Origin of the sequence: Bradyrhizobium sp. SK17 (assembly GCF_002831585.1) — a bacterium.
GTDB lineage: Bacteria > Pseudomonadota > Alphaproteobacteria > Rhizobiales > Xanthobacteraceae > Bradyrhizobium.
In genome coordinates this window covers 7598144-7623872 of the sequence record NZ_CP025113.1, presented here as the reverse complement: position 1 = coordinate 7623872, position 25729 = coordinate 7598144, and the positions used below count along the sequence as shown (strand labels likewise).

The following is a 25729-nucleotide window of genomic DNA, read 5'->3' as shown; positions in this document are numbered from 1 at the left end:
CGCCCTGAAGGAGCGGGTGGCTATTCCGCTTCGTCGCGCTTGCGGATCAAATCCTTCGCCAGATCGGTCAGCACCGGGCGGGGCAGGGCGTTGAAGGGAAGCGGGCGGGTGACGTCGATCGCGGCGAGGCCGAGGCGGGCGGTCAACAGGCCGTTGAGCATGCCTTCGCCGAGCCGCTGTGACAGTTTTGCCGCGATGCCGTGGCCGAGCATCTGCTGGATCAGACTATCGCTCGCGGCCATGCCGCCGGTGATGGCGAGATGCGCGATCACGTGGCGGAGCAGGCGGATCATGCCGAGCGCGCCTGGCCGGCCGCCATAGAGCCGCGCCAGCTGGCGGATCATCCGCAAGCTCGCCACGAACACGAACAGCACGTCGAACAGCGCGCGCGGGCTGACCGCGGTGACGACCGAGACGCGCTGCGCGGCCGAAGACACCAGGCGCCGCGCTTCCTCGTCGAGTGGCGTCATCAATTCGCGCTCGGCGAGCCGGATCATGTCGGCGCCATCAATGATATCATCGGTGTGGCTCTGCAACGCGCTGCGGGCCCGGGCGAGCTGCGGGGTCCGGTGCGCGAGCTTGAGCAGGTCGGCGACGACAGTGCGGCTTGCGGCGCGGTCGTCGCTGATCAGCACCTCGGCGGCGCGCAGATGCAGCTTCTCGATGGTCGCAAGCCGCGCCAGCCCGACCAGCTCGCGCATGGTGACGACCGCGAGCGCCACGACGGCGATGACGGCGAGCGCCAGCCCGAGGAAGCCGAGGCCTTCATTGCGCGCGAACAGATCCTCGACCAGGTTGAGGACGCCGAGCCCGCTGCCGAGCAGCACGAGGCCCCCGACAGCGCTCCAGAATAACGTGCCCCAGCGGAAGCCGCGGCGCTCGGGCAGCAGCGGCGTATCGACCGGCACCGGCAGTTGCGCGGGCTCCGCTTCAGGCACGATCTGGATCGTGCCGCGGTTGAGGCGACCGCTGTCGTCCGGGTCCATCACGACCACGCCGGGATCGTCGAGCTTGAACGTCGCCGGCCGCCGCGGGGGCGTCTTCTCGTTCATTGCAGTTTGTCTCCGATCAGGAACTGGAGGGCGCGGTCAAGGCGGATGTGAGGCAGCGCAGGCTCCGCATCGCCGCCTCGTTCCAGTTTCGGCGGGCGGAAGCGCAGGAAACGATAATCGGCGCTGTCTGCACCAGCACTGGACAGGCCGCGGAAGCCGCCGTTGAACAGCTCCTCGGGATTGTCCGGCAGGTCGCCGGGAAAGGTCGCGACTTCGGTCTCGCCATCCAGCGTCTCGCCATTGGCGACCTCGCCGGGTGCCGGCGTGCCGAGGATCGAGGGCAGGCGGTCGCGGCCGCGCGCGACCTGCGCCTCACTGGTGGCGCGCACCGCGGCGAGCGCCACCACGTCGATCTCGGCGCCGGCATATTCGGCGCGCTCGGCCGCCCTGGCCACGATCCGCCGCAGCACGGCTTCCAGCCGGTCGTGGCTCTGGTGATGCAGGTGGTCGGCCTTGGTCGCCGCGAACAGGATGCGGTCGATGCGCGGCCGGAACAGCGCGCTCAGGATCGTGCTGCGGCCGATCCGGAAGCAGTCGAGGATACCGGCGAGTGCCGCTTCGAGATCGTGCAATGCCTCGGGGCCGGCATTGAATGCAGCGAGCGCATCCGCCAGCACGATCTGGCGATCGAGCCGCGCGAAATGATCGCGGAAGAACGGCCGTACCACGACGTCCTTGTAGGCCTCATAGCGCCGCCGCATCATCGCCCACAGCGAGCCGTCGGGTGCGCTGCCGTCGATGGGCACGTCGAGCGGCGCGAAGGTCAGCGCCGGCGTGTCGGCGAGGTTGCCGGGCATCAGGAAGCGGCCGGGCGGCAACAGGCTCATCGCGAAGCGCTCGTCGCGACAGGCGCGCAGATAGTCGGTGAACAGCCGTGCCTCGGTGAGCGCGGCCTGTTCGTTTTCCCTGGCCTCCCCCTTCAGCGTCGCGAGATGCGCGTGCCAGGGCGCGGCGAGTTTTGCGCGCAGCGGTTCGCGCGACAGCGCGAGGCTTTCCGCCGACCATTGCTCGTAGCTCTTGTTCAGCAGCGGCAGGTCGAGCAGCCACTCGCCGGGGTAGTCGACGATGTCGAGGGTCAGCTTGCGGTCCGCGCCGTTTTGCCGCTGATATTCGATCACGAGCCGCAGCTCGGAGATGTCGGTGGTCGAGCTCGGCCAGCGCCGTTCCTCGACCAATGTCCGGACATGGTTCTCATAGGCGAAGCGCGGCACCGCGTCGTCGGGCTGCGGGGCGAGATAGGCCCGCGCGATCCGTCCCGAGGCATAGGCCTCGAATACCGGGAAGCGTCCGCCACGCGTCAGCCCGTGCACCAGTGCGGTGATGAACACGGTCTTGCCGGCGCGCGACAGGCCGGTGACGCCGAGCCGGACCGTCGGGTTGAACAAGCCCTCGCCATAGTCGAGCAGCGCCCGCGCCGAGAGACGCGCTTCCTCGACGATATCAGAGAGACTGGGGGGCATGGAGGGTGAACGGAGGACCCGGCAAGAGGAGCCAAAAAGGGGCAGGCGATTACCGCAAGGTGGCGATTATCGGGCCAAAATCAAGCTTCACATTTCCGGCGCCTTTGCGGGTGAGGGATTGAACGCGCCACCACGCCGGCGATACCCATAGTCAATCGGCCCACAGGAAAGCCTGCATGACGGTCTTCCGCCTGAAGCAACTTGCCTCGACCTCGATCCACGCGGCCGGCGCCGCGCTGTGGAACTACGACCGCGCCGAACTGATCGCCGACGGTGTCGTTCATGTTGTCGGTGTCTGTTTCGGACTGGTTGCCGCCACCGCGCTGATCGTATTGACCGCGGTCTATGCCGGTCCGTTCGACGTCGCCGTGGTGTCGGTCTATGTCGCGGGCCTGCTCGCGATGCTGACGCTGTCGGCGACCTATAATCTCTGGCCGGTGTCGCGCGCCAAATGGATCCTGCGGCGCTTCGATCACTCCGCGATCTACCTGTTGATCGCCGCGACCTACACGCCGTTCATCGTGGAACTGAAGGACAGCTATGTCGCGATCGCGCTGCTCGTTGGCGTGTGGTGCGTGGCGATCGTCGGGATCTGGCTGAAGCTGCGCTATCCGGGTCGTTTCGACCGGCTGTCGATCGGGTTGTATCTGGCGATGGGCTGGAGTGGCATCATGCTCTACGATGCCGTGGTCAAGGCATTGCCGGCGATGGCGCTCGGCTTCGTGCTGGCGGGCGGCATTCTCTACAGCTTCGGCGTGATCTTCCATTCCTGGCGCCGGCTACGCTTCCAGAACGCGATCTGGCATTGCTTCGTGCTGCTCGGAGCCGCCTGCCACTACACGGCCGTGTTCGACGTCGTGCTGGCGAGCTGAAGTTTCTCGCCATCAGCGGTAGATCGGCTATCATGTTCTCGATAGGCCCATTCAGCCCTCTCACCGTCACCCTGAGGAGCGCGTAGCGCGTCTCGAAGGGTCGACGGCCACCAGCCGGGCCGTGCATCCTTCGAGACGCGCTACGCGCTCCTCAGGATGACGGGAGGCGCCGGGGTTGGGTGGGTGAAGCGACAGTGTGAAGCAAAGATATCGGGAGGATGGCCATGCAGGTGGCGGGTAAGGTTGTGGTGGTCACCGGCGGTGGCAATGGCATCGGCAAGGCGCTGTGCGAGGCGTTCCATGCCGCCGGTGCCTCCAAGGTCGTGGTGGTCGACCTCGACCATGCGGCGGCCGAGAAGGTCGCGGCCACGGTCGGCGGCGCTGCCTTCAAATGCGATGTCGGGCAGGAGAAGAACATCCTGCATGTGATCGACGAGACCGAGCGCATGTTTGGCCCGATCGCGCTGTTCTGCTCCAATGCCGGCATCGGCGGCGGCTTCGATCCGCTGTCGCACAATGCCGGCGGCACCTCGGACGAGCCGTGGTCGCGCAGCTGGGCGATCCATGTGATGGCGCATGTCTATGCCGCGCGGCATCTGGTGCCGCGCATGAAGGCGCGCGGTGAGGGCTATTTCCTCAACACGATCTCGGCGGCGGGCCTGTTGTCGCAGGTCGGCAGCCCGGCCTATTCCACCACCAAGCACGCCGCGGTCGGCTTCGCCGAGAACCTCGCGATTTCGCATCGCGCCGACAACATCAAGGTCTCGATCCTCTGCCCGCAGGGCGTCGATACCAACATGCTGCGCTCGATCCCGAAGGGCCCGCAATCCGGCGACGGCGATCTGTCGGCCGAGCAGGTCGCCCAGGATGCGCTCAAGGGCATCGAGCAGGAGACCTTCCTGATCCTGCCGCACCCGCAGGTGCTCGGCTACATGCGCAAGAAGACCGAGAACTACGACCGCTGGATCGGCGGCATGGCCAAGATCCAGGCCAAGATGCGCGAGAGCTACGGGAAGTGATGGCCAGGGAATTCGCGTCGTTCGTGTGAGGTGAGCACCCTGGTCAGGCTCCCTCTCCCCTTGCGGGAGAGGGGTGGCCCCGGGCGAGATGATTGATTGAAGCGTCGCTATCGCAATCTCGGGCGCGCGCCGTGAGATTGAAACGAGAGGGCACCCGTGTGGTACCCCTCTCCCCAACCCTCCCCCGCAAGGGGGGGAGGGAGCCCATCCGCTGGTGGCCTCCTTACAGCCGCTATCTCGGCCTCACTCCTTGGCCAGTTGCGCGATCCTTTCGCGCAGATAGGCGTCCATCAGATCGGGCGCTGAGGCGCCGAACATTCGGATGCGGCCGGTGTGCAGCAACAGCAACAGGCCGGTGGCATGCGCGAAGCAGTCGACCATCACCGTGTTGGCCTTCTGCCTCGACGCGCCCAGCGTCTCGGCCGCCTCCGCGATCGGATGCAGCGCGGCCTCCAAGGCGGCGTTCAGCGCGTGGTCGCGGTCATGGCCGAGCCCGGCCGGCTTCATGCCGCCGCGTAACAGATAGAAGCCGAGATCGAGGTCGCGCGGGTTGTCGGCATAGTAGCGGAAGAAGCCCATCCCGGCGGCGTGCAGCCGCTGCTTGGCGCCGCGCGTCGTGGCGACCGCCGCGCTGACGGCTTCGCCAAGCGCGGCCAGCGACTGCCGCAGCACCTCGGCATAGATCGCCTCCTTGGAATCGAAATGGAAATACAGCGCCGCCGGGGTGTAGCCGGCCCGGGTGGCGATCGCCCGCAGGCTCGCGCCCTCAAGGCCTTCCTCGGCGAACACGCTGCGCGCTGCATCGAGGATCAGCTCCCGCTTGTGGCGGCTGACCGCCTCTCTCCTGCTCTCGCGCATCTGCATCCGGCGATTCCGTCCTTGACTCGATTCTAACGGTGTTCAATAATTTAACAACATTAGAATAAATGAGCAAGGGAGAAGCGCCATGCTGATGACGGCCGCGGACTACCGGGAATCCCTGCGCCGCTACAAGCCGCGGGTGTTCGTCAACGGCGAGGCGGTGGCGAGCGTCGCGGATGAGCCGTTGCTGGCGCCGGGCGTGGCGGGTGTCGGCGTCACCTATGATTTCGCGCATCGCGCCGAGCACGTGCCGATCTTGACGGCGCGGCAAACGACCTCGGGCAAGACCGTCAATCGCATGCTCCACATCAACGAGAGCTCGCAGGACCTGCTCTACAAGCTCGAGGCGGTGCGGCTGGTGTGCCGGACATCGGGCTGCGCACAGCGCTACCTCACCCATGATGCGCTGAACGGGCTCTACCAGGCGACCAGGCTCACCGACGATCGCCACGGCACCGACTACAGCCAGCGCTTCCTCAATTATCTGCACGAGGTGCAGGACCAGGACCTGACGCTCGGCGTCGCCATGACCGATGCCAAGGGCGATCGCTCCAAGCGTCCGGGCCTGCAAGCCAATCCGGACGTCTATGTCCACATCAAGGAGCGCCGCCCCGACGGCATCGTGATCCGCGGCACCAAGGCGATCGTCACCGGCGCGCCTTACATGCACGAATTCCTGGTCATGCCGTGCCGCACCCATGTGCCCGCCGACAAGGATTTCGCGGTGTGTTGCGCGGTGCCGATCGATGCGCCCGGCGTCACCATCGTCGCGCGCCCGGCCGGTCGTCCCGGCGATGCCTCGGCAAAGTTCTCGGCGAAGTACGGCCAGTCGGTCGGCGTCGTGATCTTCGACGACGTGTTCGTGCCGCATGAGCGCGTCTTCCTCGCCGGCGAGACCGAGGAGGGCGGCTTCCTCACCACCTCCTACGCCACCCATCACCGCCACTCCTGCATCGGCGCGCGCGCCGGCTTCGGCGACCTCCTGATCGGCGCCGGCGCGCTGATGATCGAGGCCAACGGGCTCGATGCCGAGAAGCACGCCCATATCCGCGAGGCGATGGTCGAGCTCATCACCATCACCGAAAGCTTCTATGCCTGCGGCGTGGCGTCCTCGGTCTATTGCACGAAAGATCCGGCTGGATCGGTGATGCCGGATGCCGTGTTCTCCAACATCGGCAAGCTGCTGCTGGCGACCAAGATCTACGACATGCATCGCGTCGCGCATTACGTCTCCGGCGGCTTGATCGTCGCGCTGCCGGGACCCGACGAGGATCATAATCCGGAAACCCGTGCCTCGCTCGCCGCCGTGATGGGCGGACGGCCCGACATTCCGGCCGAGCAGCGCGCCGAGGTGGCGCGGCTGATCGAGGATCTCACGGTGTCGCACGAAGCCGGCTGGTACTCGGTGATCTCGCTGCATGGTGGCGGCTCGCCGGAAGCGATGAAGCGCGAGATCTGGCGCAATTATCCCGTGATGGAGAAGGCCGAGCTGGTCGAGAATCTGCTCGGGCGCGGTTTGGTCGACGAGGGCCAGCGCGTGTCGAAGCAGCCCGGCCGCTGCTGTGCCACCGGCTGCGAAGTACCGGCGCCGTCAGCACAAGCGGTGGAGCAGGAGCGTGAAAATGCCCTCGTGAGGTGAGCACGCTGATCGGGCTCCCTCCCCCCTTGCGGGGGAGGGCTGGGGAGAGGGGTAAGCCCCGGGCGAGGTATTGACGTGAGTCTCGCTTTCGCAATCCCGATCGCGTTTCGTTGAGACTCGTAATCGAGAGAGCACGCCGTGTGGCCACCCCTCTCCCTAACCCTCCCCCGCAAGGGGGGAGGGAACCCAGCCGCCGGTGCCTTCCTTACGAGTGCGCAGGAACTGCGTTCTCGCCGCTCAGCTCTTCTGCGCGTAGAGCAGCGGCACCGCGGAATCGACCATCACCTCGATCAGGCTGGTGCCCTTCGCCGACAGGCCGCGCTGATAGGCGCTTGCGAGCTCGACTGATTTTGTCACCCGCATTGCGTCGCAGCCCATGCCTTCGGCGAGCTTGACGAAGTCGATGCCGGGCAAATCCAGCCCCGGCACGTTGCGCACCTGCATCACCTGGCTGAACGAGCGCATCGCGCCGTAGCCGGAATTGTTCAGCACCACGACCGTCAGCGGCAGCTTGCGCTGCGCTGCCGTCCATAGCGCCTGGATCGAATACATCGCCGAGCCGTCGCCGATCAGGCAGACCGTGCGGCCTTGGCTTCGGCCGAGCGCCATGCCGACCGCGGCCGGCAGGCTGTAGCCGAGGCCACCGCTCGCCATGGTGTAGAAACTGTCCTGGCCGCGCATCGGCATCGCCTTCTGCATCAGCGGGCGATGCGACGGCACTTCCTCGACCAGCGCGTCATGCGGACCCATCGCGGCCGACAGCGCGTGCAGGGCGTATTCGGCTGGAATCGGATCGCCGGCCGCGGGCGGCGGCGGCAGCACGCGGCCCGGCGATGCGGCACGCCTGGTCTCGGGCAGCAGCGCGAGCAGCGCCGACAGCGCCGGCTTCATGGTCGCAATGATGCTGTGGCCGGTCGGCGTCATCGCGGCGGCATCGGGATCGTCGGTGATCTGGAAGATCGTGGTCGGGCCGTCGAAGATCGCGGCGTGGCCCTCGACATGGAAGGTGAACACCGGCGCGCCGACCACGACGACGAGGTCGTGATCGCGCAGCGCATCGGAGAGCTGGCCCGGCGCGGCATGCAGGAAGCCGGCGAATTGCGGATGCCGCTCGGGGAACGAGCAGCGCGCCGAGAACGGGCTGGCCCAGACCGCGGCCTTGGTCTTCTCCGCGACCTTCACCATCAACTCGACCGCTTCGGCGCGGTCGACCGCGGGGCCGACGACGAGGGCGGGGCGACTGGCCTCGCCAAATGCGGCCACCAGCGCCTGCATTGCGGCCGGATCAGCGCCGACCTCGCGGCTGACCTGGCGCGCGTCGAGCGGCTGGGTCGCATGCGCCCAGTCGTCGATCGGCACCGAAACGAAGGTCGGCCCGCAGGGCGGCTGCATCGCGACATAATAGGCCCGCGCGATCGCGGCCGGCACGTCCTCGGCGCGCGCCGGCTCGACGGCGAATTTCACGTAAGGCCGAGGGAATTCCGAGGCGCGCTCGGCATAGAGGAAGGCTTGCAGCGGCATGATGGAGCGCGCCTGCTGGCCCGCGGTGATCACCAGCGGGGTCTGGTTGCGGTAGGCGTTGTAGATGTTGCCGAGCGCGTTGCCGACGCCGGCCGCCGAATGCAGATTGACGAAACCGGCGTTGCGGGTCGCCAGCGCATAGCCATCGGCCATGCCGACCACGGACGCCTCTTGCAGGCCGAGCACGTAATCGATGTCGTCGGGCCAGTCGCTCAGGAACGGCAGCTCGGTCGAGCCCGGATTGCCGAACACGCGTCTGATGCCCCACGCGCGCAGCAGGCCGAACGTGGCGTCCTTGACGGTGACGGTCTTGCCTTTGCTGGCGGCGGGTTTGCGCGTCGACATCGGGCGGCTCCCATTGCTGTGTTGTTATGTTCCGTCATTGCGCACGGCAAAGCGGAAAGGCAATCCACCTGTCGATGGATTGCCCGAGGAAGTCAAGCCGCCGTGGCCTGGTTGCCCAAGCAACGACTCGAATGATTACGCAGTCAAGTGGCCTTTTGCAGCGCGGCGGTCAGCTTGCCGGACAGGTCGATGCCCGTCCGGCGCAGGTCTGGTCCGCTGGTCAGGTCGCGTATTGGGCGATGCCGTTGCCGAACGACCAGTTCTCCTTGGCGACTTCGACCAGATTGATGAAGATGTCGTCCGGGCGCCCGTGCAGCTGGCTCTGGTAGTCGTCCACGATCCGCTTGTAGAACGCCTTCTTCATCTCGACCGTACGCCCCGCATTCATGGTGATCTGGATGAAGATGAGATCGTCGCTGTAGCTGTTGCCGAGATAATTGTCGGCATAGTTCAAGTCATCGCGGTCATGCTCGGTGATGACCTGAAACTTGTCGTTCTCCGGCACATTGATGATCTCACGCATCGCCTTGTAGACGATCTCGCCCAGGGTCTTGCGATATTCGGCGGTCTTGCCTCGCTTCAGGTCGATACGAACGAAAGGCATGGTGGCCTCCTGTGTTGCGCGAGTCCCGTGAGGCTCGCATGAACGGAATTCAGCGCCTCGCCTTGAAGGCCTCCCATCGCGCGTCGCGCTCCTTTTGATATTTCGGCGTTCGCGCGGCGGACATGTCGGCCCAATGCAACGGCTCGCTGCAGGACTGGCAGAGGGGACCGAGCCCGGCCGGTTGGCCGCAGGCGAGGTGCGTGTAGTTCATGGAAAGGCCGTCCCTGGGCGACTTGCACCAGGTTTCGCCCCAGGCGCGCAGCGCGAACATCACGGGGAAGAATGCCGTGCCTTTCTCGGTCAAATGGTATTCGTGGCGCAGCGGGCGCTCGCTGTAGGCACGCCGCGTCACCAGTCCGTCGGCCTCGAGCTTCTTCAACCGCGCCGCGATCATCTGCGGAGTTGCGCCCGTATAGGCCTGAATCTCCTCGAAGCGATGGTTGCGCGCGAACAGCTCGCGCAGCACCAGAACCGACCAGCGATCGCCTACCACGTTCTCGGCCCGCGCCACCGGACAGAGCGTCTGATCCTCAGCGCTGCCTTTTGGCTTTCTCATCACGTTTTCTTCATCTGGTATTGTAACTATGAATTTCATAGTAACGTAGGCTGTCATCACGGTGGGGGCAACGGGCATCTCGACCCGGCCCATCACATTTCGAGGAGCAAGCCAAAGGAGCAAGCCATGAGTACCGAAGGCAAGGGTCCGGAACCGGGTGTCGAGATGAAGCTCGAAGTCGTCGTGATTCCCGTTTCCGACGTCGATCGCGCCAAACGCTTCTACGAAAATCTGGGCTGGCGGCTGGACGCCGATTTCATCAGGGCCGACGGCTCGCGCGCCCTGCAATTGACGCCGCCGGGCTCGCCGACGTCAGTTCATCTCGACAAGGGCTCGGCGCTGCCGCGCTTCCTGATCGTGAACGACATCGAGGCGGCGCGCGCCGAGTTGATCGGGCATGGCGTCGAGGTGAGCGAGGTGTTTCATCGCGGTCCGCAAGGCCGTATCAAGGGAGCCGATCCGGAGCGCCCGAGCTATGGCTCGCTTGCCACGTTCAGCGATCCGGACGGCAACACCTGGCTGTTGCAGCAAGTGACGCAGCGCCTGCCCGGGCGCGTCGATGGCAGCAGCACGACGTTCACGTCAGCGACAGATCTCGCCGCCGCGCTACAGCGCGCCGCAACGGCCCATGGTGAGCATGAGAAGCGCACCGGCGGGCACGATGCGAACTGGCCCGACTGGTACGCCGACTACATCGTTCGCGAGCAGGCCGGCAAGCCGCTGCCGGAGTGATCAGTCAAACAGGAGCATCCGTCATGACCAAACTTGCCCTCATCGCCACCGTAGAGGTTGCCCCGGAGACACGGGATCGGGTGTTGTCGCTGCTCGCAGCGCACGGCGCCCGTTCGCTCAGGGACGAGCCGGGCACGCTGCGCTTCGAAATCCTGGTGCCGCGCGAGGACGCCGCGAAGCTGATGATCTACGAGGTCTACCAGGATGACGCCGCGTTCGAGGCGCATCGCAATGCGCGGTCGATCGCGCAGTTTCGCGAGGAGAGCGCAGCGTTCGGCATCAAGATCACCGCAACGCGGTGCACGCCCGCCGCGTAGGTGCGATGATCCCGCCGCCACGCTGCCGTCCCGTTGAGCCCGGCGTCGTGGTCAGACCATCTGGCGCAGCAGGCCGATCAGGCGGCCGCACTCTTCGTCGGTGCCGATCGTGATACGCAGGAAATCCTCGATCCGCGGCTTCTGGAAATGCCGGACCAGGACGCCACGCTCGCGCAACCGCGCTGCGAGATCGGCGCCGCGATGGCTGCGATGCCGGGCGAACACGAAATTCGCCTGCGATGGCAGCACCTCGAAGCCCAGCCCGGTGAGGCCACCGGTGAGCGTCTCGCGGCTCTGGATGATGCGCTGCCGCGTCTCCTGAAACCAGGCGTCGTCTTCGATGGCCGCGACTGCGCCGGCGATCGCGAAGCAATCCAGCGGATAGGAGTTGAAGCTGTCCTTGACCCGCTCCAGCGCCTCGATCAGCGGGCGCTGGCCGATCGCGAAGCCGACCCGCAAGCCCGCCAGCGCGCGCGACTTGGACAGGGTCTGAATGACCAACAGATTGTCGTGGCGCGCGACCAGGGGCACCGCGCTCTCGGCGCCGAAGTCGACATAGGCCTCATCGACCACCACCAGCCGGTCGGGATGTTCGGTGATCAGGGCCTCGATCGCCGCCCGCGGCAGCGCGATGCCGGTTGGCGCGTTCGGATTGCACAGCAGGACGGCGCTGCCGGGCCGCCGATAGTCGGCAAGGTCGATCCGCATCGCGCCGTCGAGCGGCACGACCTCGTGGCTGACGCCATAGAGTCGGCAATAGACCGGGTAGAAGCTGTAGGTGATGTCGGGGAACAGCAGCGGCGCATCGTGCCTGAGCAGCGCCTGGAAGGTGTGGGCCAGCACCTCGTCCGAGCCGTTGCCGACGAACACCTCGTTGGCGGCGACGTCGAAGCGGGCGGCGATCGTCTCGCGCAGGCTGGTCGCGGCGGGATCGGGATAGAGCCGCAGCCGCTCGGCGGCGGCCGCAATCGCGGTCAGCGCCCGTGGCGAGGGATCATACGGGTTCTCGTTGGTGTTGAGCTTGACGAGGCCGTCGATCTTCGGCTGTTCGCCGGGCACATAGGGCGACAGGGTATGGACGACCGAACTCCAGAAGCGACTCATGATCCCTGATCCATGGCTAGATCGCACCACAGTAGGAGGTGCGGCGCGGCAGTGAAAGCGGTTCTTCGCCGGTCGCGCGATCGATATATCGGCGGGCGCGGTGCAACTTCCGGGAACGCCTGACGTTGCTCCTCCAGGCCCATGCAACCGATGCCGGGCAATGAAAGGATGAACGAATGAAGAGACTGGCGCTGCTCGCGGTGTTTCTCGCCGCGCCTGCTTTGGCCACTCCCGCTCTGGCCGACGCGCCGGGTGCCAACTGGCTGACCAAGCAGCAGGTGATCGAGAAACTCCACGATATGGGCTACTCGGCGATCACCAACCTGGAGGCCGACGACGGCCATTGGGAAGGTGATGCAGTCAAGGGCGGCACGACCTACGAGTTGCATATCGATCCGCACACCGGGAAACTGACCAAGAACGAACCAAAGCACTGATTGATTGACCTTCGTCGGCAGCGGCGCGCCCTCGCGGGGGCTAGCGCCAGAGCCCGAGCGATGGCCATTTCGCAGCCGGGATGGCCTCGCCGATCTTGTACTGCAGGCTGGCGACATGCAGATGGTCGGGCGTTCCCTTGCAGGTGAACGCCAGCGCGAACCATTGTCCCTTGCTGCGGAAGGCCCCGCCCTTGACGGTGAGCGTGTTGCCTGAATGAGCGGGGCGGGACGTCACGTCGGATTTCGCCCGGTCGGCCGGCCTTCCGGTGTCGCGGCTGATGCTGGACATCGCGGCATAATCGCAGACCTGCTCGAGCCGCGTTTCCGGTTCGAGTTTCCGCAGGCTGTCGAGAAAGCGCTGGTCTTGCGCATGGGCAGGGACCGACAGCGTCAGCAGCGTGGCAAGCAGGAATGATCTCAACGGGCGCCTCATCGAAGGTGTGGAATCGACAGGTCCGCGATTTGCAGAAAACCGTGCCGCCATCAATCCACAAATCCGTGCTCGCCGCGGTCAGGTTCCACGACGAATGGCTGATGACGGGCGTCCGCTGCTACCAGCTCGCGGTGCCCTTCATGGTCGGCTGGCCCTCGGCATTGGCGGTCCACAGCTCCATGCCGCCGTCCTTGTCGTTGGCATTGATCGAGAACTCGCTGCCCTCGAACAGCGGCTGCACGCCGCGATAGGAAAGCTTCTTCGGCGGCTTGCCGCCGCGCAGCCTGGCGGCGAGCTCGACGATGAAGGAGGCTTGCAGCGGGCCGTGAAAGATCAGGCCCGGATAACCTTCGACCTTGGTGACATAGTCGCGGTCGTAATGGATGCGATGGCCGTTGAAGGTCAGCGCCGAGTAGCGGAACAAGAGCACCGGATCGGAGACATGGCTCTCGCGATGCTGTGCGGCCGGGGCAGGCGGCGGCGCCTTGGCGGGCGCTGCGGATGGCGTGCTCGTCATCTCGCGATAGACGATGTCCTGCCGCTCGCGGACAGCAAGCCCGCGCGAGGTCGTCACTTCGTGATTGACCGCGACGAAGCACAGCGTGCCGGTCGAGCCGGATTTCACGGTGACGTCCGCAATCTTGGACGTGCGCTTGGCCTCGTCGCCGATCCGCAAGTTATCGAAGAATTCGAGCTCGCCGCCGGCCCACATCCGGCGCGGCAGCGGCACCGGCGGCAGGAAGCCGCCGCGGGTCGGGTGACCGTCCGGGCCGAGCTGCGACATCGGAAACACCGGCTGCGCCAGGCACCAATGCGTGGTCCACGGCGCGGCATCGCCCGCCGTCGGCTCGCCGATCTCCTGGAACAGTGTCGCGCGCAGCCCCATCACGAGATATTTGGTGACGACGTCGGAGGCTTCCGTCGTCTTGCCGATCCACTGGCGGAGATGATCGAGGTCGAGCTTATCGGTCATGATTGTCTTGCCCGGGCAGGAGAGATTTCAGGAACGGTTGGTGCGCTCGCCGATCGCGGGCACCTTGCCGTAGTGCCTGTCCTCGCCGACCACGATCGCGGCCGGCGCCGGATAGCTGACCTTGCCGTTCGGCGTGTCGACCTCGATGCGGCGCAGATGCGGATGCTCCGCGAGGTCGTTCATGCTGTTGACCTCGGCGAAGGCGATGTCGGCTTCCGCAAGCTTCGACAGCAATTCTTCGCGCGTGAGCTTGCCGAAGCTGTCGCTGACGATCTGGTCCGTCAGCGTTCGATTCTGCACCCGCGCGACCATGTTGGCAAAGCGCGGGTCGTCGGGCAGCCCCGGTTGGCCCAGCACCTTGGCGCACAGCACCTTCCACTCGCGCTCGCTCTGGATCGAGATCAGGATCTCCTTGCCATCCTTCGAGCGGAACACGCCGTAGGGCGCGATCGAGGGATGGGCGAGGCCGATGCGTTTCGGCGACTTGCCGTCCTCGGCATTGAGCAGCGGCACGGTGAGCCAGTCGGCCATCACGTCGAACATCGAGATCCGGATGTCGGCGCCTTGGCCAGAGCGTCCGCGGCCGATCAAGGCTTCGAGGATCGCGGCGTGTGCGGTGGCGCCGGTTGCGACGTCGACGATCGACATGCCGACGCGCGAGGCGCCTTCCGGGCCACCGGTGATCGAGGCGAGACCGCTTTCGGCCTGGATCAAGAGGTCATAGGCCTTGCGGTCGGCATAGGGGCCGGTGTCGCCATAGCCTGATATCGTGCACATGATCAGCTTCGGATAATCCTTGCGCAGCCGCTCGCGCGAGAAGCCGAGCTTGTCCATCGAGCCCGGCTTCAGGTTCTGCAACAGCACGTCGGCGCTCGCGATCAGCCGCTCCAGTTCTGCGCGGCCTTCCTTGGTGGCGAGGTCGACCACCGCGGAATCCTTGCCGCGGTTGAGCCAGACGAAATAGCTGCTCTGGCCTTTCGCCGCGGCGTCGTAGCCGCGGGCGAAATCACCCTCCGGCCGCTCGATCTTGATGACATGGGCGCCGGCATCGGCCAGGCGTGACGAGCAGAATGGCGCGGCGACCGCCTGTTCGACGGCGATGACGGTCAATCCCTCAAGCGGCAGCATGATCAGACAACTCAGTAGGAGCGGGGCATGCCGAGCACGTGCTCGGCGACGAAGGACAGGATCAGATTGGTCGAGATCGGCGCCACCTGGTAGAGCCGGGTCTCGCGAAACTTGCGCTCGACGTCGTATTCCTCGGCGAAGCCGAAGCCGCCATGGGTCTGCACGCAGGCGTTGGCCGCCTCCCAGGAGGCATCGGCCGCCAGCATCTTGGCCATATTGGCCTCGGCGCCGCAATCGAGCCCGGCCTCGTATTTGCGGGTGGCTTCCTTGACCATCAATTCGGCCGCGCGCATCGAGGCGTAGGCTTTTGCAATCGGAAACTGAATACCCTGGTTCTGGCCGATCGGCCGGCCGAACACGCTGCGCTCCTTGGCATAGTTGGTCGCCTTGGCGATGAACCATTTGGCATCGCCGATACATTCGGCGGCGATCAGGATGCGCTCGGCATTCATGCCGGACAGGATGTAGCGAAAGCCCTTGCCTTCCTCGCCGATCAGATTCTCCGCCGGCACCTTCATGTCGGTGAAGAACACCTCGGTCGTGGCGTGGTTCATCATGGTGCGGATCGGCCGGATCTCCAGACCGTTGCCCTTCACCTCGCGCATGTCGACGATGAACACCGAGAGGCCGTCGGTGCGCTTCTTGGCTTCGTCCTTTGGCGTGGTGCGCGCCAGCAGCACCATCAGGTCGGAATATTCGGCGCGGCTGGTCCAGATCTTCTGGCCGTTGACGACGTAGTGATCACCCTCGCGGCGCGCGAAGGTCTTCAGCGAGGAGGTGTCGGTGCCGCTGGTCGGCTCGGTGACGCCGAACGCCTGCAACCGCAACTCGCCGGTCGCGACCTTCGGCAGATACTTCGCCTTCTGCGCGTCGTTGCCGTGCCGCAGTACGGTGCCCATCGTGTACATCTGGGCGTGGCAGCCGCCGCCATTGCAGCCGGCGCGCTGGATCTCTTCCAGGATCGCCGCCGCGGCGGACAGCTTCAGGCCGGCGCCGCCATATTCCTCGGGGATCAGCACCGAGAGATAACCCGCCTCGGTCAGCGCATCGACGAATTCCTTCGGATAGGCCATCTGGCGGTCGAGCTTGCGCCAGTATTCGCCGGGAAACTGCGCGCAGAGTTTTGCGACGGCGTCGCGGATGTCTGTGTGGTCGTCGACTTGAGCTTCGTGTGCGGTCATTGTTTCGTCTTGTTGCGTTCTGTCTTGCCGAGAGGTTGCGCCAAGGAGTTTTCGAGCGAACCGGAAACCGGTCCGTGTGAAGAAAACGCCCGCTGTTGTGGGGCCCCGGTAAACTCCCTATGCTGTTTTGTTATAGCGTATGAACCTGCCTTCCAGGATTGGCAAGTATGGATTTCCGCCAGCTTAGGACCTTTGCGTGCGTCGCGGAACTCGGGAGTCTGAGCAAGGCATCCGATACCTTGCGGGTCGCGCAGCCGGCGCTGAGCCGGCAGATCAAGCTCTTGGAGCACGAGCTGCGCACCGAATTGTTCACCCGCAACGGCCGCGGCATGGTGCTGACCGATGCCGGCCGTCTGCTGCTGGCGCGCACCAGCGGTATCGTGCGGCAGATCGACCAGATCCGCGACGACATCCAGTCCGCGGGCGGAGCGCCGTCCGGGCGGGTGGTGCTGGGCTTGATCCCGACGGTGAGCTGCGTGCTGTCGGCGCGGCTGGCGCGGCGCACGGTGGAGCGCTATCCCGGCATTTCGCTCTGCATCGTCGAAAGCTACAGCGGCCATCTGATCGAATGGCTGCATCGCGGCGGGATGGATCTTGCGGTGATCTACGGCCCTTCGGTCGATTTGCATCTGGCGGTGCAGAGCCTCGGCCGCGACAGCGTCGTCGCGGTCGGCCCGCGCGGCAGCGGGCTGAAGCAGAAGAAGCAGGTCGATATCGGCTGGCTGCTGCGCCAGCGTCTGGTGCTGCCCAGTCATTCGCACGGGCTCCGTGCGCTGATCGAGCATGCTGCGGCGAAGCGCAAGGTCAATATCGACGTCAAGCTCGAGGCGGATTCGTTCCGGGTGCTGACCAGCCTGGTCGAGGAGGGGCTCGGGTATACGCTGCTGCCGCCGTCCTCGGTCCGCAGCGAGATCGCGGAAGGCCGGCTCGAGACCGCGCCGATCGCGCGACCGGCGCCGCGGCGCGAGCTCGCGCTGGCGTCGCCGGTCGAGCATCCCGGCTCGAATGCGATCACGCTGATAGCAAGGCTGCTGCGCGACGAGGTCGCCGCGTGCCGCGCCGAAGGGCTCTGGGATATCCAGCTCGCCTGAGCGCGGCTTCGCATCAGCTCACCGCAAGGCCGAGCTGGCCGCGGAAGCGGTTCTTGAGATAGGTGCCATCGCGCGGCGGCAGCGCGCGCTCGACCTCGCCGGCCGCGATCCGGATTCGCGCCAGCCGCGGGCCGCTGAGGTCGCGCAAGCCCGCGCGAAAGCGCTCGATGCCGGCCATGTCGGCGATATCGGAGACACTGCGGATGCCGGCGCCATCAGCGATGACCTCGAGCTTCGCGCCCAGGCCGGAGTGGCTGGGCTGCATGCCGGTCTCGCCGAAATGGCCGTTGTCGAGCACCGCGATCGAGAGATTGCCGGGTTGCTTGGTCGCAATGGTCAGCAGGCTGCCGATTCCCATCAGCTGCTCGCCGTCACCGGTGACGACCAGCACCGGGCGCTTCGGCTGCGCCAGCGCGAGCCCGAGCCCGACCATCGCGGCGCCGCCCATCGCGCCCCAGAGATAGAAATTGCTCGCGTGGTCGCCGGCATCGAACACGTCGTAGGACGACGAGCCGAGCCCGGAGATCACCAGCAGATCGCCGCGATCGGCGAGCAGCGCCTTCACGGCGGCGCGGCGGTCGAGTGTGCCTGTTGCTGCCGACATCAGTGTGTCTCCCTGGTCCACTTCTTGCGGCCGATCATCCGCTGCGAGATCAAGACCGCGACCTGCTGGTCGCCGTCATAGGCGAGCGAGGCGGCGGCCGAGACCACCTCCTCGGCGTCGTCGGGATTGTCCAGCCGCAGTACTGACGTGCCCATGATCTCGAACGCCTGCGGCGTCGCGCGGCCCATCGGAATCTGCCAGGGGTTGAACTCGGCCCATTCGCCGCGCATCGTCACCAGGGTCAATAGCGGGAAGCGGCAGCTCGCCATCAGCGATAGCATGTTGACGCAATTGCCGACGCCGCTCGATTGCATCAACAGCACCGCACGGTCGCCGCCGAGCCAGGCGCCGGCGGACAGCGCCACGCCTTCTTCCTCGGTGGTCAGCACCGTGGTCTTGATGCCGGCATCCGTATGCGACAGTTTGATCAGCTTGGAATGTCCCGCGTCGGGAACATAGGACACCTGCGCCACGCCAAAGCTTTTCAGCGTGCGGTAGATCGCAACCGGCCAGTCGGCGCTGGTCGCGTTGTCCTGGTGAACGGCAATCTGGTCCATCGTGGCCTCGGTAAGGTACGCGCGCGTCGGCGCGTCGTCACCCGGGAGGCTTAGGGCAGGCGAGAGCTTTATTCTCTTCGCATCTGGCTCGCCCAGCTATGCCGGAATTTTATAGGGGGCGAAACGACCTTTCCGGCCGCACGGAGGAAGGCGTCAGTCCGTGCTCTTTCTCACCGTGAACACGTACATGTCCCAGAATGTCTCGGGATGTTCGATCTCGAAGCGGTGCCATTGGTCGAGGTTGGTCTCGTCGGCCGTGCCCGGAAACTGCTTGCGGAATTTTTCCAGCACCGCCGGATCGTCGAACGGCTCGAAGCCCTCGAAGGTCAGGCCGTGCGCGTTCAGGAAGGCTGCGATCTCGGGAATCGTAAGGCGGTGTTCCATGACGTTGAACAGCAGGTCGCGGCAGCCGCTGGCGCTGTAGAAATCCTTGGCGCCGATCAGCGGCTTCCATTGTTCAGCCTCGCGGAAGATCTCCTGGCGGCACCGCCTGATGTCGTCGGCGGTGGCGCGATAATTGCGCGCGGCGATACGGGAACGCGCTTCGACGATGACGCGGCGCGCCAGCTCGCTGTACAGGCCGATGCGCATGGTGCCGCCCGGGCGCAGCAGCGAGACCAGCACCTTCCATCCGGCGAGCGGCTCGGCAAGATGGTGCAGCACACCGACCGATTCGATGCTGTCGAAGCTGCGATCGATCGCGCCCAGCTCCAGGATATCCGCCTGTGCGTATTCGATATTGCGCAAGCCGAGCTCGCGGGTCTTGCGGCGCGCATAGGCGAGGCTGGTCATGCTGATGTCGACTGCGAGCAGGCGGGCGTTCGGATAGACCTGCGCGATCTGGATCGCGTGCGAGCCGGTGCCGCAGCCGGCGATCAGGATGTCGCGTTCGGCCTGCTGTTCCGCGGTCGCGACCGTCCGTCCCCGCGCCAGATCCGCCGCGAAAGCCGTCAGCGGGTTGACCGTCCAGCGCGGGTAGGGGTTTTCCTCGTACTGGCGCATCACCTCGACCGATGTGTCGTTCCTGATCGGGGTGAGCGCGGCAATGGCGCTGCGTTCTTCGAGTTCCTCGTGCGGCTCGCGAAGCTGCACCCGCAACAGCCCGGTGACGGCCGCGGGCCAATCACGGCGCAACAGCGCGTCCGCACCGGGAACGGCATGCAGCGGGACATAGGCTGCAACCACTGCCAGCGCGAGTGGCGCGACCGTGGCGCCTGACGCGAGGTTTTGCAGCAGGCGATCGCGCAATCCGTCCGCGAGCACGCTTTCCGCATCCGCCTGCGCATAGACATATTCGTTGATGAAGCATTGCCGGGCGAGCGCGCAGGCAAAGGCAACGACATCATCGTCGGCGTCGCTTTCATCCGGGTCTTGCTGGCTGGCAAGCCGCAGCAGTTCGGTCCGCGCGTATCCCAGCAGCACTTCGAGCTGCATGCTTGCCAGCGTCGTCGCTTCCATCGCCGCGCGCAGGAACAGGTCGCTCGCAAGCCGGGTGATGCCGTCGGTGCCGAACAATTCGGCGTTCGTGACCGGCAGCGGCCATCTGTTGGCAATCCGCCCGACATAACCGGTGACCGTGGGGCTTTGCAGGATGAAGGAGACTGCCTTGTCTTCCATGCCGAGCGCAAGCGCCCTGCCGAAATGCGCAACTGCCTTGGCGCGACTGCCCAGCGCCTGGTACGAATTGCCGGCGTTGTAATGGCAGGCGGCGTTCACCTCGTCGGCGGCAATTGCCTTCGTGAACAGCTTCGCGGCCGCCCGGTGTTCGCCGGCGGCCTGGGCCATCAGGCCGAGTAGATTCAGGCTCTGCACATGGTCGGGCTCGCGCGTGAGAATGTGCCGGCAAACCTCTTGCGCTTCGTTGAAGCGGCGCATCCCGTAGAGACTGCTTGCCTCGGTGGCGAGGCTGGCAATGCTCACGCTCGCGGAGCCGAAAGCACTCGCGTCCTTGCCGGACTCGTCACGTCGCTTGTTGGCCGCACGCCGCTCTTTTCGGTTCATGTCCCGTCAACTGGTCCAAACTGCAAAACGCCACCGAACGGCACACCGCGCGAGGCGGTGATCTGGGACGGCGCATCAACCAACCGTGGCCGGCAGACATAGGGCCGAACGCGCGCACAGCCAAGGATATTCTAGGGATATTCCGCCTGCCGCGGTCTTGGATATCTGCCAAATCGGCAATCGAGTCAAAGTGGTCCCCGGTAGGAACGATGCTGCACCGGACCGGTTGTCGGTTGTTGTCAACTGCTCGAAGTATTGCGGATGCCCGCTTCCCTTGGTCGATCGCTTGCCGTTTGCACCGTCCCGTTGCTGCTTCTGCTCGCGGGTTGCGGGGACAAGCTCGACTGCGATTCGATCGAAACGCGCAATGCCGTGCTGCGGACCGTCGCCGACGACCACCGCAATCCCCTGGTCAATTATGCCGCAAAGAATTCCACGGCACCGGCCAATGCGGACAACGCCAAGCCGCTCTATCTGCTCGGCGAAAGGATCGTGACGACGTCTGCGAGCGCCGACAAGCGAACGCTGCAATGCAGCGGCGCGATCTCGGTCACTGTCGGTGATGCGAAGGCCTCGAAGGAGATCGACTTCACGGTCCAGCAAGGGGCCGACGGCGCAATCTCCGTCTCGGTCGTCCCCTTCCAGTTTTGAAATCCCGCCTCAGCCCGGGATCCGCACCGGCAGGTTCTCGATGCCGCGGACGAAGCTGGAATAGACCCGCTTCGGCTCGCCGACCACCTCGATGCGGTCGAAGCGCTTCAGCATCTCCTGCCAGACGATCTTGAGCTGGAGCTCCGCGAGCCGCATGCCGACGCAGCGGTGGATGCCGAAGCCGAACGACAGATGGATGCGCGGCCGGGCGCGGTCGATGATGAACTCGTCGGGCCGATCGATCACCTCGTCGTCGCGGTTGCCGGAGACGTACCACATCACGACGCGGTCGCCCTTCCGGATGGTCTTGCCGCCGATCTCGGTATCCTGGAGCGCAGTACGCCGCATGTGGGCGAGCGGCGTCTGCCAGCGGATCACCTCCGGTACCATGGTGTCGATCAGGGCCGGGTTCGCTTTCAGCTTCTGGAACTGGTCGGGATGCTCGTGCAGCGCCAGCACCGAGCCGCTCATGGTGTTGCGCGTGGTGTCGTTGCCGCCAACGATGAGCAGGATGATGTTGCCCATCAGATTGTCCGGGTCCATGTGCCGCGTGGCGTCGCTATGCGCCATCATCGACAGCAGGTCGTTGCGAGGCGCCGAATTGACGCGCTCATTCCAGAGCTTCGAGAAATACGCGTAGCACTCGTCCATCTCCTGCCGGCGCTCCTCCGGCGAGTTGACGATGCCGCCCTTCGGCAGCGCGGTGGAGACGTCGGACCAGCGCGTCAGCTTGCGCCGTTCCTCCCAGGGGAAATCGAACAGCGTCGCCAGCATCTGGGTGGTCAGCTCGATCGAGACGCGCTCGACGAAATTGAAGGTCTCGTTGCGCGGCAGATTGTCGAGCACGCTGGCCGAACGCTGGCGGATCAGCTTGGCCAGCTCGTCGAGATGATCGGGCGTGAACATCGGCGACACGGTCTTGCGCTGATGGGCGTGCTTCGGCTGATCCATCGCGATGAAGCTCGGATAGTCATAGCCGGGCGGCACGTCGCGGATCGAGATGCCGCCGAGCGTGGAGTCCGAGGAGAAGATGCCGTGGCTGGTGTCGACATGCATGATGTCGTTGTACTTCACGACCGACCAATAGGGTTCGATCGGCGCATTGGTGCAGTAATGCACCGGCTCTTCCTTGCGCAGCCGCTCGAACCACGGCCACAGCGTGTCGTTCTGGAACAGCCGTGGTGCGCCGGGATGGAAATCCTTGAGCGGCGTCGCATAGGCTTCCTCGCGTGCCTGGCGTAGCAGCTCGGACCGGTCGGCACGAATGGCAGTCTGGACGTTCATGGCTCTTTGATCCCGGTTGACTGGCGAGGCGTCAGGCGGCGATGCGCACTGGCAGCGTCTCGTAGCCCTTGATGAAGCTGGAATACACCCGCTGCGGTTCCTCCACCACCTCGATCGTATCGAAGCGCTTGAGGATTTCCTCCCAGATGATCTTCAGTTGCAACTCGGCGAGCCGCAGTCCCACGCAGCGGTGGATGCCGAAGCCGAACGAGATGTGGGTACGTGGCCGGGCGCGTTCGATGTCGAACTCATAGGGCCGCTCGATCGCCTCTTCGTCGCGATTGCCCGAGACGTACCACATCACGACCTTGTCGCCCTTCTTGATTTGCCGTCCGCGGAATTCGTAGTCGGCGAGCGCGGTGCGCCGCATGTGGGCGAGCGGCGTCTGCCAGCGGATCACCTCGGGCACGAAACTGTCGATCAGCGCCGGGTTCTCGCGCAGCTTGCGGTACTGCTCCGGATGCTTGCTCAGCGCATAGATGCTGCCGGACAGCGTATTGCGCGTGGTGTCGTTGCCGCCGACGATCAACAGGATCAGGTTGCCGAGGAAATTCTTCGGGTCCATGTTCCGCGTGGCGTCGCTGTGCGCCATCATCGAGAGCAGGTCGCTCTTCGGCGGCTGGCCGGAGCGCTCCTTCCAGAGCCTCGCGAAATAGCTCGCGCATTCCATCAGCTCGGCCTGCCGCTCGTCCTCGGTGGCGACGAGGCCACCGACGCCGGGCAGGGTGGTCGCGACGTCGGACCAGCGCGTCAGCTTGCGGCGGTCTTCCCAGGGGAAGTCGAACAGCACCGCGAGCATCTGCGTGGTCAGCTCGATCGAGACCTTGTCGACCCAGTCGAACACCTCGCCGCGCGGCAGGTTGTCGAGGCATTCGGTCGAGCGCTTGCGGATGTTGATGGCAAGCTCGTCGAGATGCGTCGGCGTGAACATCGGCGCCACGGTCTTGCGCTGCGCCGAATGGCGTGGCTGATCCATCGCGATGAAGCTCTCGCGGCGCAGGTCCGTCGGCACGTCGCGGATGGTGATGCCGCCGAGCGAGGCGGCTGACGAGAACACCGAATGGTTGGTCTCGATGTCCATGATGTCGTTGTAGCGGGTGATCGACCAATACGGCCCGAACATCGAGTCCTTGCAATAGTGCACAGGATCCTCGCGGCGCAGCCGGTCGAAATACGGCCAGAACGTATCGGTCTTGAACAGTTCGGGATCGCCGGGATCGTAGTCCGGCAGCGCAATCGTGTTGGCGCGCTCGCGCGCGGCGTCCAGATTCGTGTCTTTGCCGAGATCGATGGTCCCGTGCATGGGCGGCTCCTCAACCGTTGCGCGGCCGGGGCATCGCCGGCGCGGCATGTTTTACCGAATTACATTCCCATTCCAGCGTTTGCGCAAGGCCCCTCGGCGTGCATTCGGCCGCATTGATATCAGGCCAAAGCGGCCGAATCCGGGCTTTTCGCGCCGAGCGGGGCAGGCGAGCTGACTGACCTGTTTGAAACGGTGTTTGATTTGGTCCGGCGGCGTGCCGATGGCGCGGTTATTGGCTGGCCGGTTTTTCGCAGGGGAAGGTATCCTGCATGCCCCACAGCAGCAGGGATGCGACCAGCATGTCACCCTTGGCGCCCCGCTTGTCGGCCGATTTGAGCATGATCTCTTCGGTCTGCTCAGTGGTCAGCGCGAGGTTGCCCGGCATGCAGAAGGACGGCTGACCGCCATGGTGTGTGAGCCACGCATTGTAGGCCATCATGCCGCCCCGCACGCCGTCCAGGTACATATGGTTAAAGATGCGAAAGTTCTCGTTCTGTGGATTGCGATAGGAATCCAGGCGCACGTCAGCGGCAGCAGCGGGAGCTACCGCAAGCGCCAGATAGCATGCCGGCACGATCCACTTGGTCATGATGGTGTTCCTCGCGCGGTCGGCGGGTGTCGGTTACGGTTCCATCGCTTCACCCGTGAGTATGTCACTCCCGCTTCGGGGTTCGAAGCCCAGGCAACGACCGCGCTGTTTCCGGCAATGCCGTTAAGGCACGGCCAACCGCACCCCGCCAAAAATCATCCCGCGATCTCGACCTTCTGCGAAACCTGGATCACACTCACTGCGACAAACCTGTGCTTTTTGTAGCGCAGAGATTGTCCCCGTCCTGGAGTTGATCCGTGAACGATATGAGCTGGACCCCGCTGGGGCCGCCGCAGCCACCACCGGTTCCGCCGCCGATGCCGGCGGCTTTTACAGGGAACCGGAAGGACTTCTTTCGCCTGGTCGCGCGCGGCGCCGGGCTCGAGCTCGTCACCGTCGGCTTCTACCGGTTCTGGCTCACCACCGACATCCGCCGTCACCTCTGGTCGAACACCCAGATCGACGGCGACGCCCCGGAATATACCGGCCGCGGCAAGGAGCTTTTGATCGGCTTCCTGGTCGCATTGGCGATCCTGGTGCCGATCTATCTCGGCTATTTCCTGATCGGCATCGAGGCCGAGCATCTCAAGGCGTTCGCCTCGCTGCCGCTGGTCGCTTTCTTCTATATGTTCGGCCAGTTCGCGATCTACCGCGCACGGCGCTACCGCCTGACACGCACGGTGTGGCGCGGCGTCCGCTTCTGGATGAGCGGCTCGGGCTGGATCTATGCCCTCAAGGCCTCGCTATGGGGCCTCCTGGTCGTGATCACGCTCGGCCTGGCGCTGCCGTGGCGTGAGGCGGCGCTCGAACGCTACAAGATGCGGCATTCCTATTACGGCGACCTGCAAGGCTCGTTCGAGGGCCGCGGCTGGGATTTCTTCAAGCAGGGCTGGTGGCTCTGGCTGCTGATGCCGTTCGCGCTGTCGTCCTATGTGTTCGCTCCGTTCGCCTATGCGGCGTTCAAGGCGATCGAGTGGCGCTGGTGGCTGTCCGGCATCCGCTTCGGCGAGGTGCGGCTGGAATCGACGCTCGGCCGCAGCGCGCTGATGGGCCTGTACTGGAAGGTGATCGGCTGGATCGTGCTGCTGTTCGCGGTGTTCGCGGCCTATCTCATGCTCTGCATCTTCCTGGTCGCCAGCATGGATGGCACCTCGATCGAGACCTTCTTCAAGACCGAGGCGTTCGCCAGGAGCATTCCGCTGATCGTCCTGCTCGGCATCGGCTATCTCGCCTATGCGCTGGCGATGAACGTGGTGATCCGGGTGTACCTGATGCGCGATCTCTGGGTCCGGGTGCTGTCCTCGACCATCGTGCACAACATCGAGGCGGCGGCCAACGTCACCGCGCGCGGCGATCTCGCCAATGCGCTCGGCGAAGGCTTCGCCGATGGCCTCGACGTCGGTGGGTTCTAGCAA

General features: G+C 65.3%; 26 protein-coding genes. 9 read left to right on the top strand and 17 right to left on the bottom strand.

Going from position 1 to position 25729, the window contains the following annotated elements; all coding sequences use genetic code 11:
• Positions 1–20: 20 nt before the first annotated feature.
• Entirely contained in the window at positions 21–1052 is a 1032-nt protein-coding gene (locus CWS35_RS35425) for a YcjF family protein (RefSeq protein ID WP_100955704.1), read from the bottom strand.
• The gene (locus CWS35_RS35420) at positions 1049–2512 is read right to left on the bottom strand and encodes a YcjX family protein (protein WP_100955703.1); all 1464 of its coding nucleotides are present in this window, start codon (positions 2510–2512) and stop codon (positions 1049–1051) included. The genes CWS35_RS35425 and CWS35_RS35420 overlap by 4 nt, the downstream gene beginning before the upstream one ends.
• A 176-nt stretch (positions 2513–2688) precedes the next feature.
• Here CWS35_RS35420 and CWS35_RS35415 point away from each other — a divergent pair, with 176 nt between their 5' ends.
• Together CWS35_RS35415 and CWS35_RS35410 are read left to right on the top strand one after the other, a co-directional pair.
• Complete coding sequence (locus CWS35_RS35415) at positions 2689–3384, top strand: hemolysin III family protein (protein WP_024583786.1); 696 nt, start codon at positions 2689–2691, stop codon at positions 3382–3384.
• Positions 3385–3608: 224 nt separating this feature from the next.
• Positions 3609–4403 (top strand): SDR family oxidoreductase, encoded by a 795-nt coding sequence (locus CWS35_RS35410; RefSeq protein WP_024583785.1) that lies wholly within the window; start codon positions 3609–3611, stop codon positions 4401–4403.
• Between the two features lie 243 nt (positions 4404–4646).
• Here the strand turns inward: CWS35_RS35410 and CWS35_RS35405 are convergent, their stop codons facing one another.
• Complete coding sequence (locus tag CWS35_RS35405; RefSeq protein WP_100955702.1) at positions 4647–5267, bottom strand: TetR/AcrR family transcriptional regulator; 621 nt, start codon at positions 5265–5267, stop codon at positions 4647–4649.
• A gap of 82 nt (positions 5268–5349) precedes the next feature.
• Here CWS35_RS35405 and CWS35_RS35400 point away from each other — a divergent pair, with 82 nt between their 5' ends.
• Complete coding sequence (locus tag CWS35_RS35400) at positions 5350–6903, top strand: 4-hydroxyphenylacetate 3-hydroxylase family protein (RefSeq protein ID WP_100955701.1); 1554 nt, start codon at positions 5350–5352, stop codon at positions 6901–6903.
• 237 nt (positions 6904–7140) lie between these two features.
• On the opposite strand, the gene mdlC is transcribed toward CWS35_RS35400, so the two are convergent.
• The 3 genes from mdlC to CWS35_RS35385 form a co-directional block, all read right to left on the bottom strand.
• Entirely contained in the window at positions 7141–8769 is a 1629-nt protein-coding gene (gene mdlC / locus CWS35_RS35395; protein ID WP_100955700.1) for a benzoylformate decarboxylase, read from the bottom strand.
• 220 nt (positions 8770–8989) lie between these two features.
• The gene (locus CWS35_RS35390; RefSeq protein WP_024583781.1) at positions 8990–9373 is read right to left on the bottom strand and encodes a tautomerase family protein; all 384 of its coding nucleotides are present in this window, start codon (positions 9371–9373) and stop codon (positions 8990–8992) included.
• Positions 9374–9422: 49 nt separating this feature from the next.
• Positions 9423–9929 carry a helix-turn-helix domain-containing protein gene (locus CWS35_RS35385; protein WP_100955699.1) on the bottom strand — a complete coding sequence of 169 codons (507 nt, stop codon included), beginning with the start codon at positions 9927–9929 and terminating at the stop codon, positions 9423–9425.
• 126 nt (positions 9930–10055) lie between these two features.
• On the opposite strand from CWS35_RS35385, the gene CWS35_RS35380 reads away from it, so the two are divergent.
• The gene (locus CWS35_RS35380; protein WP_100955698.1) at positions 10056–10661 is read left to right on the top strand and encodes a VOC family protein; all 606 of its coding nucleotides are present in this window, start codon (positions 10056–10058) and stop codon (positions 10659–10661) included.
• Between the two features lie 23 nt (positions 10662–10684).
• Positions 10685–10978: a putative quinol monooxygenase gene (locus tag CWS35_RS35375; protein WP_100955697.1), complete on the top strand. Its 294-nt coding sequence runs from the start codon at positions 10685–10687 to the stop codon at positions 10976–10978.
• 51 nt (positions 10979–11029) lie between these two features.
• On the opposite strand, the gene hisC is transcribed toward CWS35_RS35375, so the two are convergent.
• On the bottom strand, positions 11030–12082 hold the full coding sequence (hisC, locus tag CWS35_RS35370) for a histidinol-phosphate transaminase (RefSeq protein WP_100955696.1): 1053 nt from the start codon (positions 12080–12082) through the stop codon (positions 11030–11032).
• Positions 12083–12258: 176 nt separating this feature from the next.
• On the opposite strand from hisC, the gene CWS35_RS35365 reads away from it, so the two are divergent.
• Positions 12259–12519: a PepSY domain-containing protein gene (locus tag CWS35_RS35365; RefSeq protein WP_100955695.1), complete on the top strand. Its 261-nt coding sequence runs from the start codon at positions 12259–12261 to the stop codon at positions 12517–12519.
• 40 nt (positions 12520–12559) lie between these two features.
• Here the strand turns inward: CWS35_RS35365 and CWS35_RS35360 are convergent, their stop codons facing one another.
• The 4 genes from CWS35_RS35360 to CWS35_RS35345 form a co-directional block, all read right to left on the bottom strand.
• Positions 12560–12940, bottom strand: coding sequence for a DUF930 domain-containing protein (locus tag CWS35_RS35360; RefSeq protein WP_311538720.1), 381 nt, complete (start codon positions 12938–12940; stop codon positions 12560–12562).
• 130 nt (positions 12941–13070) lie between these two features.
• On the bottom strand, positions 13071–13925 hold the full coding sequence (locus tag CWS35_RS35355; protein WP_100955694.1) for a MaoC family dehydratase N-terminal domain-containing protein: 855 nt from the start codon (positions 13923–13925) through the stop codon (positions 13071–13073).
• 27 nt (positions 13926–13952) lie between these two features.
• Entirely contained in the window at positions 13953–15053 is a 1101-nt protein-coding gene (locus CWS35_RS35350) for a CaiB/BaiF CoA-transferase family protein (RefSeq protein WP_100955693.1), read from the bottom strand.
• 11 nt (positions 15054–15064) lie between these two features.
• A complete protein-coding gene (locus CWS35_RS35345) occupies positions 15065–16234 on the bottom strand; it encodes an acyl-CoA dehydrogenase family protein (RefSeq protein ID WP_024583772.1) in 1170 nt (389 codons plus the stop codon).
• Between the two features lie 167 nt (positions 16235–16401).
• On the opposite strand from CWS35_RS35345, the gene CWS35_RS35340 reads away from it, so the two are divergent.
• Entirely contained in the window at positions 16402–17325 is a 924-nt protein-coding gene (locus tag CWS35_RS35340; RefSeq protein ID WP_024583771.1) for a LysR substrate-binding domain-containing protein, read from the top strand.
• Positions 17326–17338: 13 nt separating this feature from the next.
• On the opposite strand, the gene CWS35_RS35335 is transcribed toward CWS35_RS35340, so the two are convergent.
• The 3 genes from CWS35_RS35335 to CWS35_RS35325 all read right to left on the bottom strand — a co-directional run bounded on the left by CWS35_RS35335 (position 17339) and on the right by CWS35_RS35325 (position 20487).
• A complete protein-coding gene (locus tag CWS35_RS35335) occupies positions 17339–17929 on the bottom strand; it encodes a thiamine pyrophosphate-dependent enzyme (RefSeq protein WP_024583770.1) in 591 nt (196 codons plus the stop codon).
• Complete coding sequence (locus CWS35_RS35330; protein WP_100955692.1) at positions 17929–18486, bottom strand: thiamine pyrophosphate-binding protein; 558 nt, start codon at positions 18484–18486, stop codon at positions 17929–17931. The genes CWS35_RS35335 and CWS35_RS35330 overlap by 1 nt, the downstream gene beginning before the upstream one ends.
• Before the next feature lie 153 nt (positions 18487–18639).
• Complete coding sequence (locus CWS35_RS35325; protein WP_245438789.1) at positions 18640–20487, bottom strand: class I SAM-dependent methyltransferase; 1848 nt, start codon at positions 20485–20487, stop codon at positions 18640–18642.
• 306 nt (positions 20488–20793) lie between these two features.
• On the opposite strand from CWS35_RS35325, the gene CWS35_RS35320 reads away from it, so the two are divergent.
• A complete protein-coding gene (locus tag CWS35_RS35320; RefSeq protein WP_100955691.1) occupies positions 20794–21138 on the top strand; it encodes a hypothetical protein in 345 nt (114 codons plus the stop codon).
• 9 nt (positions 21139–21147) lie between these two features.
• Here the strand turns inward: CWS35_RS35320 and CWS35_RS35315 are convergent, their stop codons facing one another.
• The 3 genes from CWS35_RS35315 to CWS35_RS35305 all read right to left on the bottom strand — a co-directional run bounded on the left by CWS35_RS35315 (position 21148) and on the right by CWS35_RS35305 (position 24314).
• Positions 21148–22422 carry a cytochrome P450 gene (locus CWS35_RS35315; protein ID WP_024583766.1) on the bottom strand — a complete coding sequence of 425 codons (1275 nt, stop codon included), beginning with the start codon at positions 22420–22422 and terminating at the stop codon, positions 21148–21150.
• A 31-nt stretch (positions 22423–22453) separates the two neighbouring features.
• Positions 22454–23725, bottom strand: coding sequence for a cytochrome P450 (locus CWS35_RS35310; protein WP_024583765.1), 1272 nt, complete (start codon positions 23723–23725; stop codon positions 22454–22456).
• 229 nt (positions 23726–23954) lie between these two features.
• Positions 23955–24314, bottom strand: coding sequence for a hypothetical protein (locus CWS35_RS35305; RefSeq protein ID WP_100955690.1), 360 nt, complete (start codon positions 24312–24314; stop codon positions 23955–23957).
• A gap of 266 nt (positions 24315–24580) precedes the next feature.
• On the opposite strand from CWS35_RS35305, the gene CWS35_RS35300 reads away from it, so the two are divergent.
• On the top strand, positions 24581–25726 hold the full coding sequence (locus CWS35_RS35300; RefSeq protein ID WP_100955689.1) for a DUF898 family protein: 1146 nt from the start codon (positions 24581–24583) through the stop codon (positions 25724–25726).
• Positions 25727–25729: the final 3 nt, after the last annotated feature.